General features: G+C 65.7%; 1 pseudogene. It reads left to right on the plus strand.

The annotated features are described in order from the left end of the window. Positions 1 to 490, plus strand: a pseudogene (locus EN935_RS39875) (ABC transporter ATP-binding protein); the annotation flags it as partial.

Raw genomic sequence — 490 nt, forward strand, 5'->3', positions numbered from 1 at the left:
GTGGCCTCACCATCACCGGACGGCGCCTGCTGGGTGCCGCCTTCGTGCCAGAGGAACGCCTCGGCCACGGTGCCGCGCCGCGCATGAAGCTTTCCGAGAACCTGCTGCTGTCGCGCCATGCAACCGACGGCAAGGCGTTTGTCGGCACTGGGGGAATGGTCAAGAGCGCCGCCATCTACGCCGCCGCCCAACGCATCATCGAGGCGATGGATGTGCGCAAGAGCGCGCCGGATCCTGAAGCAGCAGCCCTTTCGGGCGGCAATCTGCAGAAATTCATCGTCGGCCGCGAACTCGATCGCCGGCCAAGTGTCTTGGTGGTGAACCAGCCGACCTGGGGTGTCGATGCGGGCGCCGCCGCCCACATCCGCCAGGCGCTGATCGAGTTGTCGCGCAGCGGATCGGCGGTGCTGGTGATCAGCCAGGATCTCGACGAGCTGTTCGAGATATCGGATGCGATCGCCGTCATGCACAATGGCGTGCTGTCGAAGCC

This window comes from Mesorhizobium sp. M7D.F.Ca.US.004.03.1.1 (assembly GCF_003998635.1).
Classification (GTDB): Bacteria; Pseudomonadota; Alphaproteobacteria; order Rhizobiales; family Rhizobiaceae; genus Mesorhizobium; species Mesorhizobium loti.